Origin of the sequence: Hoeflea marina, assembly GCF_003182275.1 — a bacterium.
GTDB classification, from domain to species: domain Bacteria; phylum Pseudomonadota; class Alphaproteobacteria; order Rhizobiales; family Rhizobiaceae; genus Hoeflea; species Hoeflea marina.
This window is the reverse complement of the sequence record NZ_QGTR01000002.1, coordinates 724,237-737,976: the sequence shown is the minus strand read 5'-3', so window position 1 is coordinate 737,976 and position 13,740 is coordinate 724,237. Positions and strand designations below refer to the sequence as shown.

Genomic DNA, 13,740 nt, shown 5'->3' with positions numbered 1-13,740 from the left:
CAACGCCCCGCACCCAAGATGGTTCCCGCGCGGGCGGGTCTAGGCGCTCACGCTCTGAGCGGCCTCGAAATACAGCGCCTGACTGATCAACGCCTTGACCATGTCAGGATTGAACGGCTTGGTCACCAGAAACGCAGGCTCCGGCTTTTCCCCGGTGAGCAGGCGCTCCGGGAAGGCCGTGATGAAGATCACCGGAATTGCCGTCTCTTTAAGGATTTCGTTGACTGCGTCAATACCGGAGCTGCCATCGGCCAGCTGAATATCGGCCAGGACCATCCGGGGCTTGCCCGACTTGAACATCTCGACCGCTTCGGCATGGGTGCGGGCGATGCCGGTGACGCGATGACCGAGCGATTCCACCATTTCCTCGATGTCCATGGCGATGAGGGGTTCGTCCTCGATGATCATGATGTCGGTGGCGACCTGGCGCGAGATCTCCGTCGATGCGGTATTGATCAGATCCGAAAATTCGGTTTGACTGACCGCAAGCACTTCAGCCGCCTCCCCCGCGTCGAAGCCCTCGACCGCCACCAGCAGGAACGCCTGCCGAGCCGCCGGCGTCATGGCCTCGAGATTGGCAGCCGCGCGCTTCTCCCAGGGAAAGCTGGAGCTGACTTCCGGAATGGAAACAGACAGCTTGCCGAGCAGTTCCGTAAACAGGCGATAGAGGCCGACGCGATCGTTTGACGTTTTTGGGAAAATGGACAGATCGGCAATCAGGGCTTCCAGTGTGGCGGCGACAAAGGCGTCACCGGAGGTCTGCGAGCCGGTGACCGCGCGCGAGAATCGACGAAGATATGGAAGATGTGGTGCAATACGCATCGAAAGCGTCGTCATGGATATCCCCTTTTCGGGCCGCAAAGAACGCGGCTGATGGCTCGAAAACGCACTGTAAATAAAAAAGTTCCAGACAGTTGGAACTTTTTTGCGAGCCGTGCATTCTAGAGCCACTAAGAATGACAAGCAAAGCAGGCAACAGCATGATCATGTTTGACAACGGCGATGACCGTGATTCCGGACGGGGGACCGTTTCCCACCAACCGGCCGTCGATATCGCCGGAAAACTCAAGAGTTTCTATCAATCCGTTGAGGACGAGCCAGTTCCGGATCATCTGATGAACCTTCTGGAAAAGCTGGATGAAGCGGAGAGAGCCCAAAATGCAAACCGAGACAAATGATCTCCCGCAGTCCGAGCAAAAGTTGCCGACCGCAGAGTTCAAGCGCGAAATGCTCGGTACTCTCAAGCCCCTGCGCGCATTTGCGCTTTCGCTCTCAGGACGCCACGACCGCGCCGATGACCTTGTCCAGGACACGATCATGAAGGCATGGGCCAAGCAGCACATGTTCGAGCCCGGCACCAACATGCGTGCGTGGCTGTTCACGATCCTGCGCAACGAGTTCTTCAGCCAGATGCGCAAGAAGGGCCGTGAGGTCCAGGACGTGGACGGATTGATGGCGGGCTCTCTGGCAAGCCATCCCGAGCAGTACGGCCGGATGGACATGCAGGATTTCCGCAGGGCCCTGGCCGAGCTGCCCGACGACCAGCGTGAGGCACTTCTGCTGATCGGTGCGTCCGGTTTCTCGTACGAGGAAGCCGCGGAGATTTCGGACTGCGCCATCGGCACAGTGAAAAGCCGCGTCAATCGTGCCCGCGTCCGCATGCAGGAGCTCTTGTCGATCAACGGCGAGTCAGATTACGGGCCGGACGCCACGTCCGCCCCCCTGGTCAGTCGGTCCTTCGTCCGCTGATCATCGATCCATGTCTTCGGCACACTTCAGATGCCTGCCCTCACCGGCAGGCATTTTTTTGTCCCCCGGCCGCATTGAGCCATGTGCCCGCAATCGCTTGTTGTCAGATCGGGACGGAGTCGGATGAGAAGCGACGCGGCGCCAGTGACAGGAAAGCCCGCGGCCGGTTCCTGAGGGAACCGGCCGCGGGCTGGAAGGGCGCACGCAGATGTCCGGCCATCAAAGGCCGGCGGTCTCGTCAACCGGCGATGACTGCCCGCAGCATCCACAGTGCCTTCTCATGGAAAGTCAGGCGTGCCGTCAGCATGTCCTCGGTGACAACGTCGTCATTGTCTCCGGCCTTGGTGGCGGCCTTGCGCATTGCGCGGACGGCCTCCTCATGGTCGGCGATCAGATCGGCGACCATGTCCTGGGCGGTCTTGTGATCGACGGAATCATGCGACGGAGCAAAGGATTCGGTCTTGTCGAGCTTGACCGGGGCGAGGTGTCCAAGCGCGCGGATCCTTTCGGCGATCACATCGACTGCGCCGAAAAGCGCATTGTAGTGCTCCTCGAGCAGTTCATGAAGCGACTTGAAAACCGGACCGACAACATTCCAGTGATAGATATGGCTCTTGATGGTCAGCCGGTAAGTCGCGGCCAGGATCGATGACAGGTCCTTCGAGATGTCGGCCCGATAGGCGGCCTGCAGCCCGATGTTCATCTTGTCGATCGCCACGACGGAGGCAAGGCTCTCGGATTGGTGCTTGGTGGACATGGAACTTCCTTTCGGTTTGGTCTGGTCAGATGGCGGAACGGCACGCGTCATGAGGGGGGCGCTGCCGGCGCCGGCTCGGTTGCTGTTCCGTCGGTCTGAGTCACGGAATTGTCGGTCATGAAATTGCTGCTGTCTCCCGACAGCATGAACCAGGTGAAGATGCCGACGCCGACCAGCACGGCCAGGATCATCGAGACACTGAGCACGTTGAGGACGGGACGGCCTTCGCGACCCTGGCGGGCCTCATCCGGCTTGAGTTCTTCTGCCATTTGTCAATTCCTTTCGATTCCAGGCTTCAGTCGTCGCTGTCGCGGCCAATCGCGGATGCGGCGAGGAAGCCCAGCGCGGCGGCGCCCACCATGACCGGCAGGCTGTGACGCGAGATCATTGCCGGCAATGCCAGCAGCAGCAGCGACTGCAGTTCGGTGTTCTTGGTGCGGCGGCGAGCGCGGCGGCGATTGACGGCTCCGGCGATGGCACTGGCGATCGCCACGAGCGCTGCCAGACCGATGCCGAGTCCGGCGGCAGCCAGACAGCCCTGCACGGCTCCATAGCGCTGACCCATTTCCACGGCAAACGCCGCGAACAACGCGGCGACCGTCATGAACAGGCAAACCCCGATCGCCACCCAGGTGGCCGCCGAAACGACGAAGCGTCGCTTCTGGCGGTTCCAGGTGTCGCCCGCAAGCCGCGCCGCAATGCGGAGTGCGCCGAACATGCCGGTTACCGGCGCAGCATGAGGGCGACGAGGAAGCCGGCCGCGACTGCGACGCCGAGCGACTGCAGCGGGCGCTCCCGGATGGTGCCGGAGACCTGACGCTCGAGACCGGAAAGCTGGTCGCTCAGTTCAGAAATCATGTCGTCGCTGGCGCTGCGGAGACTTTCAATGCGCTTGGCCGTCTCGGCACCGATGCTGTCGGCCTTGTCCGAACCGGCGGCGCCGATCGAATCAGCCAGCCGAGCGAGGTCGGCGCGCAGCTGCTCCGCGCGGGCCATAAGACCGGCCTCCGTCTGCGAAGCTTTGGCGGTGAAGGATTTGCGGGCGCGGGAAGCGGTGGCCATGAATAGTCTCCTTATATGAGTGATATCCGTACAATGCACTGGCGGCGGGAAAGTTCCCCGCAGTGCAAAAAGCCGCCGGTAAACACCGGCGGCCCATTGAAGCCATTGATAAGGCTAGTTTTCTGGATCAGCCAGCGGGAGCGATCAGAATCACCGAGTCCGGATTGGACTTGTAGGCTTCTTCCGAATATTCCGGCTGGTTCTTCAGCTGCTCTTCGGTGAACGGCGTGAACACCGTCACGTCGCCATTGGCGTCGGCCATGACGTCGAGATTGTCGGACGAGACAGCGACGGGCTTTTCGCCCATGCCGAGGAACCCGCCCACATCGATGACGAAGCCGTCGACCTTCCCGTCGGCGAGCAGCACGTCGCTGATCTCGCCGATGTTCTCGTCGTTGGCGCCATAGACAGTGCGACCGATCAGATTGTCAGCGCTGAGCTTGTCATTGGTGACAACCACCAGGGCCGAACGGTCGATCGAGGACGTCGACATGGTGTCCTGCGTGGTGGCGGCGGTGTCATTGGCCGCCGTATCGGTGGCAGCTGTGTCAGCGGGAGCCGTTGCCGTGCTGGCGGCCGTGTCGGCCGGAGCAGTTGCCGTGTCGGCAGGGGCTGTCGTCGTGCTGGCCGCCGTGTCGGCCGGAGCCGCCGTCATGGTGTTCGCGTCAGGATTTGCCGGGTTTGCGGCAGGGTCCATCGCGGCGGTGTCATTGGCGGCAGGCTGCGGGCGGTAAGCCGAAACGTCGAACGCAGGCTGGGCTTCGAGCTGCTCGCGGGTCGCTTCAACCACGAGCCAGCGATCGTTGTTCTTGTTCACCCAGGACAACTGATCGAACGGCACGGCCACGCGCTTTTCGCCCAGACCGAGAAAGCCGCCGACGCCGATGACCACGGATTCGACCGAACCATCGTCGGCAAGCACGATATCGTTGACGTCGCCGATGTTCTCGGCGTCATCAGCAGACGAATTGTAGACGGCTGCACCGATGACATCCGATGCAAGCATGCCATCGGCCATCACGGCGGTCTCAGCCGAGGCGTTTGTGTTCGTCGTGGTGGACATGGTCGCTTCCGGCGTTGCTGCCGGCGCGGTGGTGGTGGTGTCCTGGGCAAAAGCGGCAGTCGACATGACTGCGGCAATTGCGGTACTGGCGAGAAGAGTGCGGATCATGGTAGTGTTCCTTGTGCATAAGATTTATGTACGCCCGCCGGGGCCTCAGGCTCTCACATCTGCAGCCTCGGCGGGAGGTGACACGGACTAAACGGTGCGTCATCCATTTGGTTCCCGCGATAATTCTCAATTTGCGGAAGGGGTGCTCGACGGCGACCCGGCGACGGCCGCAGCATTGCGCTCTGGCAGGATGTTGCGAAGCACCGCCATCAGCAGCAGCATTGACGGCACTGCAATAAAGCCGCCGGCCGGCCCCCACAGCCAGATCCAGAATGACAGGGAGAGCAGCACGAAGAAGGGGTTGAGCGTCAGCGTGCGGCCGATCACCTGCGGAGTGACCACCTGCGCCTCAATGAGATTCAGCATCAGGTAGATAGCCGGTGGCATGAAGACCAGCGACATCGAGTCATAGGTCGCCAGGCCCACTCCCAGCAGGATGACCGCCACCAGCGCCGGGCCGATATAGATGACATAGTTGAGCACAAAGGCGAGCATGCCCCACAGGAAGGGAGACGGCACGCCGGCCAGCCACAGGGCAAGGCCTACCGCGAGGCCGAGGCCCAGATTGACGATCGATATCGACAGCAGATAGCGTGAAACGAACCATTCCGCGTCGCGGAACATGTGGGCCGCCCGCAGCCGCGCGCGCCGGTTGAAGCACAACGACAGAACGCTCAATCGGATCATGTGCCTGGTGGCGACGAAGAAATAGAGGCTTGCAAGAAACAGGATGATCTGTGCCGCGATCGTCGGCGCGATGACGGCGATCTCCGTGACCGTCGAGGCATCCGCCACATCGACAGTCATGGTGGAGCCCGAACCGGTGACGGCGCGGATCTGCTCCTGCAGCCCCGAAAGGGATTCAAAGATATGGCGCCAGTTGGTCAATTGCGCCTGCAGCTGTGCCCAGATAGCCGGAAGCCGATCGAGCCACAGGGATAGCGGAAAGGCAAACAGCAGCGTCGTGATGCCGATTATGAGCAGGAAGAGCAGCACGATAACGGTCGCGGACGCCCATACCGGCAGGCCCCGCCGTTCCATCGCCAGGGCGATGGGCGAGAACATCAAGCCGGTGACGATGGCCAGCGACACTGGCGCCATGATCACCTGCGCCGCATCGAGCGCCATGAAGGTGGCGAAGATGCCCAGCAGGATGACGGAGACCTGGCTCCCGGTGGAAAGTCCCAGCGCCAGGCCTGTCTTGGGCTGCAGGCGGATGGTGGGCGGCGGCTGGCGGTTCTGGCGCATGATGACCCTCTGTTGGCGCTCAAACGCGCCGTAGCGGTGGAAGTTCCGGTCCGCTGCAACTGTCGGCCACCGGGATGGAACAATAAATCGAACGGGTCGTTGCAAATGGTCGGCCCCGGCGCGGAAACGGGGCAGCCCATGCTCGTGTGGAGCATCATTCTCCGCGGCATTTCGCCATCGCCTGCCTGCCCGGATTCCGCGGAGTCGGCGGCATCCGCACGGGACTTGCCCGGGCGCCGGTATTCGTGGCCCTCACCGCGCTGATGCTGATCTCCGGCGTCACGGTTCAACCCCGTCCGTCGTCGAGTGCATCCGCCGACGGCTCAGGTCCCGGGTTGAATCTTCTTCACCGGGACCGTGATGGCAACGGTGAGACCTCTTGGGCCCAGATTACGCTCGATGGTGCCGCCCAGTTCGATGCGCATGGTCGCATCAATCAACCGGGTGCCGAATCCGCCCGCCCGTCCGCCGACGACCGCTTGCGTTTCCGGAATCTCGTTCTCGCAACGCTCGGTCCAGTTGAGGACAAGATTGCTGTCATTGCCGGCCGTTTCGAACACCCAACGCACGCTGAGTTCGCCGTCGGCGTTGCGGGCAAAGCCATATTTGAGACCGTTGGTGGCCAGTTCATGAAATGTGAGCCCGAAGGCCTGGGTCGCCGCCTCGTTGAGCTGGACGGCAGGGCCCGACAACCGCGTTTCGTCCAGGCCTTCCCCGAACACCTGGCGAAGCTCCTGCACCAGCAGCGTCCGCAGATCGGCGCGCTGCCACTTCGACCTTGCAAGCAGATCCTGGGAGGTGGCCATGGCGTCGAGCCTGGCTATGAACGAGGTTGTGAACTGGTCGATGTCCGCCGAGTTGCGGGCGGTCTGGCGGGCCATGGCCATCACCCGCGCGATCATGTTCTTGATGCGGTGCTTCATTTCCTGCAGCAGAAGTTCGCGGTCGTTGAGATTCTTCTGCGTCTGCTTCTGCAGATCCTCGCCGACCATGACTGCCTGCTGCTGGGCCCGCGACGACAGCGCCAGCGCGGCGGCAAGCAGGATCGAGACAATGGCCAGGATATAGGACCGCGACTGGTCCGCGGGCGGGACATAGTCAGGGGACGGCCGCGCTTCGATGATCCAGCGACGTCCTGCCACCGGCAGCGTCGTCGAAACCTTGTACTGCTCCGCATCAACCGCAGTCATTCCCTCCGAGCGGAAGAGCAGGTTCTGCTCGCTCGCGGTGGTGTCGTAGATGGTAATCCGTATGGGCAGGTCGGGGCTGCGGTTGAGCGCAACCGAGAACAGGTCATTGGCCCGGAATGGCGAATAGACAAAGCCGATGGGGCGCGCGCCGGGCTTGCCGCCCTGCGGGCCATAGAACGGCGAGTAGATGAGGAAGCCGGCCTGCTTGGGCTGACTCTGGTTCTGGACCAGCTCCACCCGCCCGGACGCCTGCACAGACCCGGTTTTCACAGCGAGATCCATGGCGCTGCGGCGGGCCGAATTGGCGTACATGTCATAGCCCATGGCGATGAGATTGCGGTCGGTAGCCGGCTCCAGCATGGTGACGACAGCCCGATCCGGCTGATCCGTCGGCGGCCACGGCGTGACATCGACGCCGTAATTGCCACCAATTTCGGCGGACACTGCGCTGTCGCCGTCGGGTTGCGCCGGCACCAGGCGGGCAAACCCGATGCCCTGCACGCCTGCGTAGGCGTCGCTCAGCCTCAGTTCCTCCACGTAGCGGGCAAGTTCGGTTCGGCTGACAACGCGGCCGGAGGCTGCAAAGAAGGCTCCGGTGCTGCGGATGAGCAGGATGTGGCTCTCCACCCGATCCGAAATCCTCCGGACGGCTTCATCGGCAACGGCGCTGAAATTGATGCGGTTGGCCTGATCAACCGCAAACCAGGATGCAGCGGCCATCAGAAGACCAACAGAAGCGACACTGGCGAAGATAACACCGGGAAGAATGCGTCTCATGATGAGAAAAGCCGAATTGAAATGACGATGCGTTCTAGCATTCCGTCGCATTTGCGCAATGACACTTCGAATCAGCGTTAACCGTCTAATGGGATGTCCCCCGAAGCCTGGCCGAGAGTGAAAGCAGTTCGCACTCAAAAATGTCGAATCCCGACAGACCGCAGGGGCTTCTTGCCGCGCCTGCGCCGAGGCGGCCACAACATATGTTAACAGTGCAAAAGAATATCAGGCATGGCTGACGAAGAGCGTCCTAAACCTGTCCATCCGGTCGTCGGTGGTCATCGCACCGCCGCGCACTCATGAGCGGCTCACGCGGCGGCGCCGGCCTTCGTCCGTCTCCGCAGCCTGGCATTGCCCGGCAGGAGGAACGGCTGCAGGTACCGGTCGTCGAAGTCCGCGTAGTCCACCGCGGCCTTCCAACGTGGGAAACTCACATTGCCGGAGTCTACCGCAATCAGGTTTTCACGGACCAGCCGTCGCAGGCTGCGATTGGCATGCACACTGGAGAGGCCCATGCAATCGGCGATCTGCTCCTGGCTGAGCCTGAGGTGAAAGCCGTCGGACGAGGCATGGCCGACGGTGACGAGCCGCGTCCACAGCTCCAGCATGAAATGCAGGATGCGCTGGGGGGCGGGACGGGCGCCGAGCGAGACATTGTGCTCGCTGAGAATATTGGCGCTGCGTACTGTCATCCAGTCCAGCCCCGAGGCGAGAATGGGGTACCGACGGTGGATTTCGAGGATTCGCTCAGGCTCGACAAGAGCCAGACGCGCCTTGGTCAGAGCCATGGCATTGAAAGTGGAACTTCGGGAGAAGTTGATATGCAATCCGATGAAATCGCCTGGAAGCGACACCCCGATGATCTGGCGCCGACCGGCGGCAGTCATCTTGTAGCGGATGATCCATCCGTCATGGACCAGGAAGGTCACCCGCATGTCCTCGCCGTCGCGTACGAACTCGTCGCCCTTGGCAAGGTCAATCGTGCTGGCCTGCATGGCTGCCAGGTAATCGATTTCGTCCTCGGTCAGCAACACCGATGCACCCAGACGCGCGACGAGCGGGTTCGCTGAATCGACTGCCGGCTGCGGCGTATGCTTGGTCATGGCTTATCCCCTGCGGAACGGCCTGCCCGGCGAACCGGGCAGGCCTGACTGGCTCAGTGCCTGCTGGACCAGTCATCAATCTGCTTTTCGGCTTCGTCGCGGGCAATGCCGTAACGCGCCTGGATCTTGCCGGCCAGCTCGTCGCGGCGGCCTTCGATCACGTCAAGGTCATCGTCGGTCAACTTGCCCCACTGGGCCTGAGCCTTGCCGCGATATTCCTTCCATTTGCCTTCGATCGTATCCCAGTTCATGGTCGTCTCCTTCATTGTTCAGAGGGCCTTGGGGCCTTCTGGGTTGAAACGGTCTTTCAGGGAATTGGTTCCGTTCAGCGCTGAAGAACCGTCGTTTCGGCGCTCGCCACAGCCATCGAATCCGCTTCCAGTTCGACGCTCAGACGGCCGGCCGCGCTCACGTCCCAGACGATGGCGGCGTCGCGCTCGAACAGCGCGGAATCGAAGGAGGCACATGCACCGATGATCTGTCCCTTGCGGACATCCGCCTGGCCCATCATCGGTCGCAGGTCGTCCATACAGGCTGCCATGGTCTCGTAGGCAGGCACCGGGACCGGAATCTCCGTGCATTTTTCGGGCACCTGGGTGCAGGACACAACGAGCATGACGGCAGCGAGAGATTGCATGGGTTCGACTCCTTCACGGAGCCAACGGGCGGGGAGGAAAAGGGTTCCGAGGAAGAGGACGGCAACGGACGGGCAAGCTCAGGCAGGTTGGGGGGCAAGCAAGGAGAGCGCGCCGGGATGGCATTTCAAGGCGACCTCGGGAGCGAGTTTCACGAGTTCGCCGTCTATGACGGCCCGGGAGTCGCGTCGCAGCCTCGGAAACACAAGCTGAACCTCGCGCGCGGTCGCCACGTCGATGCTCTCATTGTCCTGCATCCGGCGCATCGTCGCGTCCAGGGTAAGCGAGAGCATTTCGCCCGGCGTCATGGCGCGGGCATGGTACAATCCGAGCACGCCTTCGTCGAGCAACTCAGCATAGGGCACCGGCTGATCATTGAAGCGGTTGTTCGAGACCGAGACAGCCGACACCTTGCGGGTCCGCGGCCCGTCGCCCGCATCGGTCGTGACGGTGAAGGATGGCGGGTTGCGAATGACGTCGAACAGCGCACTCAGCGTCGCGGCGATCTTGCCACGGCGCGAGCTGAAGTGCCGGGCGTTGCGCAGCCGCACCAGACGTGCGTGCAGACCCACGGAAAACTGGTGCACGAACGGACGATCGTCCGCGGTGGCGATGTCGACATTTCGGATCCCGCCGGCGGCAAGCACGCCGATGGCCTCCAGCGGATCCATCGGCAACTTCAGCGAACGGGCATAGAGATTCATCGTCCCGGCGGGGACAACGCCGATGGGGATGCCAATCCTGAATCCCTGGGCCGCGGCCGCCGAAATCGTGCCGTCGCCGCCACCCACAAGCAGGGCGTCGAGGCCCTCGCCGGAGGCGATGCGCTTGATGGCCGGCACGAGAGCGTCGCCGCTCACCCGCTCGACACTCACCTCGTGGCCGTGATCGACAAGAACGCGCTCGGCCTTGCGGACGAAGTCGTCCATATCGAGCGTCCGGAAAGTCCCGCTTCCCTCATTCAGCAGCAGCGCCAGGCGCATAATATTAGCCTCTCTTCATGTCAAGCCGACACCAACGCGGCTTCAGGAAGATTGTTCCAGACAATATGGGGTGTCCCGATCAGTGGGAGACGCGCAGCACGAGACTCGCCGCCAGCGCGGCAACAGCGGTGAGCGCTGTTCCCCAGCACAGGTCGACAATCGTGACAATGACAGGCCAGGACTTCAACGTCGCCAGATTGGTGAAGTCGTAGGTGCCGTAGGCTGCAAATCCCAGCACCGCGCCGTAGAACAGCGCTGCGCTCCAATGGGCGGCCCTGGCGCCGGGCATGCCGGCGAGAATGACCACCGCGGCAGCGAACATGATGTAGAATATGGCCGCCACCCCGAACCGGATGTCGCTGCGCATCAGGTCGCCGAGGTTCGACCGGTAGAAATTGCCGGCAACGAGCCCCAGCCAGATACCGTCGGCCAGGAGCAGTACGAAAGCAGCGACGCCCCAGGCCTTGAGGAAGGTGACCGCGGTCATTCAGCGGCTTCCCCGACAATGCCGGCCGAACTGAAGGTGATCCGCGCCACCTCGCCCATGTCGGGCTCCGAACCGGTGAGATTGGCCTTGGCGATTTCCCAAGCAAAACGGATGCCGCTGCCGGTCGACGCCCAGATCTGTGCCTCCGCCGGCTCGAAACGCAGCACGGCCAGTTCGGGATCGTCGCGGCCGTTCTCGAACCAGGCTGACACGACTGGCGACCAGAAGCGCTCGACCACCTCGCGATCACGCTCCAGGAACAGGTGGCCGTTGACGGAGGCGTGATAGTCATGGTCGTCACTGACCACGCACATCTGCGCCCTGCTCCGGCTTTTCTGCATGACGGCTCGCGCCAGATCGGAACCGGTCTTGGTGAAGAACCAGACAACCCTCTCATCGGGGCCCGTCTGCGGCGCCATCGGCTGGAGATGATTGGGCTGCATCTGGTTGCCTGCCTCGCTGAGGCCAAGCATCACCGCCCGGGTGCCGGAGAGGATATCAAAGAATTGTGCCTCGGGATTTTTGCGGGTAGCTTCAAGGTCGGTCAAGGGGGACTCCGGATTGTTGAATCTGATTTTAGCACCAATGGCCGGCCCCGGAAATTGTTCCATCACCGAAGGGGCCGTCGCCCGCCTGGCGCTCGGAAGAACGCTTCAGGCCAACCACGCAAGAAGTTGGGAACCGCACAGTCTTCCGCGCATTCCAGATGGTCGCGACACCGGTGAGCCGCATCAAAGGAGTTTGCTTATGAATTTGCCGTTCCACGGCGCCATATCGATAGCAGGCGCCCCATCGACCATTCGCGGCGCCATGGCGCCATGAACAGATTCTACTTTCTCCAGCGCCCCATCGTCGTGCTGCTCACCCTGCCGGCCGGCATCGCCACAACCATCGGTGTGCTGCCCTACCTGCTGCATTTCCTCACATTCGATGCCGATCTGGCGATCATGTCATTCCTGAATCTGGATTTCGACGTGGAGAGCGCGCGCGCCTTCCTCACCGTCGTCGCCGGGGGAGCGATGACGGCGCTCAGCCTGACCTACTCGCTGGTGCTGGTGGTGTTCACGCTGGCGGCGGGCAATATCGGCCCTCGCCTGCTCAAGCGCTTTACGTCGGAACTCGTCAACCAGGTCACCGCGGGCATTCTGGGCGGCACGTTCCTTTATGCGCTCGGCGCCCTGCTGGTCCTGCGGGTCGACCGGCTGCCGCTGATCATCATTCTTGGCGCCGGCGCCCTGGCGGTCATTTCCGTCGTTCAACTGATCTATTTCGTCCGCCATGTCTCACAGAGCGTTTCGGTGGACGACGAGATCGCCGAGATCTCCTCCCGGCTTTCCCAGAAGCTGACGGCAACCGGCGAAGCAGGGGAATCCCACGAGAAGGTGCCTGATTCCGACGAATTCACGGTCGACATCTGTTGCCGGAAGGCCGGCTATATCGGCGCGGCACGGAGGGAGCGGCTGCTGGATATCGTTTCGCGAGCCGACATGGTGCTGCAACTGAGCAAGGCGCCGGGGGATTTCGTGCTGTTCGGCGAAGTCATCGCGCGAGCCACCGGCGAGATGGATGAGGAAACCGTCGATGCCATTCTCGAATGCCTGCCCGTACGCTCCTCGCGCCACGAGGACGGTTCAATGCAGTTCTCGATCAACCTGCTGGTCGAGATCGCGCTCAGGGCGCTCTCCCCCGGCGTCAATGACACGTTCACGGCGATTGCCGCCGCTGACGGCTTGTCGGACGCGCTCTCCCGGCGCGAGCATCACAATCCCGGACCGACAGTGCTCACCGATGCGGAAGGCGTCGTGCGGCTCATCATTCCAAAACAGGTCTTCAAGCAGTTCTTCGGCCAATCGTTTCATCCGTTGCGGCGCGCCTCGCGCAACAACATCCTGATGGCGCAGGCACTGGCCCGCACGTTTTCGCGCATCCATGCCTCCGGAGACAAGGCGGCCAGGGACGTGGTGAGGAACCACGCGAGCCTGCTGATGCAGGAAATCACCGGAGCCGGCCACAACGAAGCCGATATCGAGAGTGTGGCCGAGTTTCTCTCCGCCGATATCCGCCCCTGAATCGCTGTCGGCTTGCTGCAATGCACTCGCCGACCGATCACACTGCTGACACCGTCGGTCACGGAAGCGAGAGCGAAGTCGTTTTCTTCGTGATTAATCGCGCGCGATGGGAAATTTCATAAGCACGCTTATAATTTTATATATCTGATATTGCTGCATTTTATTGGGGTATAGTCAGTGATATGACAATTACAAGACCATATTTGTGTGAACACCGGTTACATTTTTGTGGTTTGCAATCGGACTTCGATCGGCACATCTACAGCTCATCGAACGGCGCACAACCCAACTGGGCAAGCCCATCCGATACCGCTCCAGGACGCCCAAGGGTGACGTCAGCAGCGGTTTTCAAATTCAATCGCGGATCCAATGTCCGCACCAAGGACACGACAATGAAGAAGATCATCATCGCTCTCGGCATCAGCCTGGCAGCCTCCACCGCCGCCTTCGCCGATTCCTCCGCGCTCGACGCCTATCAGGTCCCGGCCCAGCAGGGCTCGGTGGCTCTG

At 62.0% G+C, this 13,740-nt stretch carries 17 protein-coding genes; 3 read left to right on the top strand and 14 right to left on the bottom strand.

Annotation, left to right across the window (positions count from 1 at the left end; translation table 11 throughout):
* Window positions 1-39 precede the first annotated feature (39 nt).
* Window positions 40-837: a response regulator gene (locus tag DFR52_RS09915; RefSeq protein ID WP_110031764.1), complete on the bottom strand. Its 798-nt coding sequence runs from the start codon at window positions 835-837 to the stop codon at window positions 40-42.
* Between the two features lie 143 nt (window positions 838-980).
* On the opposite strand from DFR52_RS09915, the gene DFR52_RS09910 reads away from it, so the two are divergent.
* Window positions 981-1,178, top strand: coding sequence for a NepR family anti-sigma factor (locus tag DFR52_RS09910; RefSeq protein WP_110031763.1), 198 nt, complete (start codon window positions 981-983; stop codon window positions 1,176-1,178).
* Complete coding sequence (locus DFR52_RS09905; RefSeq protein WP_245415271.1) at window positions 1,159-1,749, top strand: RNA polymerase sigma factor; 591 nt, start codon at window positions 1,159-1,161, stop codon at window positions 1,747-1,749. The genes DFR52_RS09910 and DFR52_RS09905 overlap by 20 nt, the downstream gene beginning before the upstream one ends.
* Before the next feature lie 238 nt (window positions 1,750-1,987).
* Here DFR52_RS09905 and DFR52_RS09900 read toward each other — a convergent pair whose 3' ends face one another.
* The 13 genes from DFR52_RS09900 to DFR52_RS09840 form a co-directional block, all read right to left on the bottom strand.
* On the bottom strand, window positions 1,988-2,506 hold the full coding sequence (locus DFR52_RS09900) for a Dps family protein (protein ID WP_110031761.1): 519 nt from the start codon (window positions 2,504-2,506) through the stop codon (window positions 1,988-1,990).
* Window positions 2,507-2,553: 47 nt separating this feature from the next.
* Window positions 2,554-2,775 carry a flagellar basal body-associated FliL family protein gene (locus tag DFR52_RS09895; RefSeq protein WP_110031760.1) on the bottom strand — a complete coding sequence of 74 codons (222 nt, stop codon included), beginning with the start codon at window positions 2,773-2,775 and terminating at the stop codon, window positions 2,554-2,556.
* 26 nt (window positions 2,776-2,801) lie between these two features.
* Complete coding sequence (locus tag DFR52_RS09890) at window positions 2,802-3,224, bottom strand: hypothetical protein (protein ID WP_110031759.1); 423 nt, start codon at window positions 3,222-3,224, stop codon at window positions 2,802-2,804.
* Between the two features lie 5 nt (window positions 3,225-3,229).
* The gene (locus DFR52_RS09885; RefSeq protein WP_110031758.1) at window positions 3,230-3,568 is read right to left on the bottom strand and encodes an ElaB/YgaM/YqjD family protein; all 339 of its coding nucleotides are present in this window, start codon (window positions 3,566-3,568) and stop codon (window positions 3,230-3,232) included.
* A 127-nt stretch (window positions 3,569-3,695) separates the two neighbouring features.
* On the bottom strand, window positions 3,696-4,739 hold the full coding sequence (locus tag DFR52_RS09880) for a PRC-barrel domain-containing protein (RefSeq protein WP_110031757.1): 1,044 nt from the start codon (window positions 4,737-4,739) through the stop codon (window positions 3,696-3,698).
* A gap of 126 nt (window positions 4,740-4,865) precedes the next feature.
* On the bottom strand, window positions 4,866-5,987 hold the full coding sequence (locus DFR52_RS09875) for an AI-2E family transporter (protein ID WP_110031756.1): 1,122 nt from the start codon (window positions 5,985-5,987) through the stop codon (window positions 4,866-4,868).
* A gap of 323 nt (window positions 5,988-6,310) precedes the next feature.
* Window positions 6,311-7,897 carry a CHASE domain-containing protein gene (locus DFR52_RS09870; RefSeq protein ID WP_158284924.1) on the bottom strand — a complete coding sequence of 529 codons (1,587 nt, stop codon included), beginning with the start codon at window positions 7,895-7,897 and terminating at the stop codon, window positions 6,311-6,313.
* A gap of 365 nt (window positions 7,898-8,262) precedes the next feature.
* Complete coding sequence (locus tag DFR52_RS09865; protein WP_110031754.1) at window positions 8,263-9,057, bottom strand: Crp/Fnr family transcriptional regulator; 795 nt, start codon at window positions 9,055-9,057, stop codon at window positions 8,263-8,265.
* A 53-nt stretch (window positions 9,058-9,110) separates the two neighbouring features.
* The gene (locus DFR52_RS09860) at window positions 9,111-9,308 is read right to left on the bottom strand and encodes a CsbD family protein (RefSeq protein WP_110031753.1); all 198 of its coding nucleotides are present in this window, start codon (window positions 9,306-9,308) and stop codon (window positions 9,111-9,113) included.
* A gap of 74 nt (window positions 9,309-9,382) precedes the next feature.
* Entirely contained in the window at window positions 9,383-9,694 is a 312-nt protein-coding gene (locus DFR52_RS09855; RefSeq protein ID WP_110031752.1) for a hypothetical protein, read from the bottom strand.
* Window positions 9,695-9,772: 78 nt separating this feature from the next.
* Window positions 9,773-10,675, bottom strand: a complete 903-nt coding sequence (locus DFR52_RS09850; RefSeq protein ID WP_110031751.1) for a diacylglycerol/lipid kinase family protein — start codon at window positions 10,673-10,675, stop codon at window positions 9,773-9,775.
* A 79-nt stretch (window positions 10,676-10,754) separates the two neighbouring features.
* The gene (locus DFR52_RS09845) at window positions 10,755-11,162 is read right to left on the bottom strand and encodes a DUF2177 family protein (RefSeq protein ID WP_110031750.1); all 408 of its coding nucleotides are present in this window, start codon (window positions 11,160-11,162) and stop codon (window positions 10,755-10,757) included.
* Entirely contained in the window at window positions 11,159-11,710 is a 552-nt protein-coding gene (locus tag DFR52_RS09840; RefSeq protein WP_158284923.1) for a pyridoxamine 5'-phosphate oxidase family protein, read from the bottom strand. The genes DFR52_RS09845 and DFR52_RS09840 overlap by 4 nt, the downstream gene beginning before the upstream one ends.
* A 270-nt stretch (window positions 11,711-11,980) precedes the next feature.
* On the opposite strand from DFR52_RS09840, the gene DFR52_RS09835 reads away from it, so the two are divergent.
* Window positions 11,981-13,231 carry a DUF2254 domain-containing protein gene (locus DFR52_RS09835; RefSeq protein ID WP_110031748.1) on the top strand — a complete coding sequence of 417 codons (1,251 nt, stop codon included), beginning with the start codon at window positions 11,981-11,983 and terminating at the stop codon, window positions 13,229-13,231.
* The last annotated feature ends 509 nt before the right edge of the window (window positions 13,232-13,740 follow it).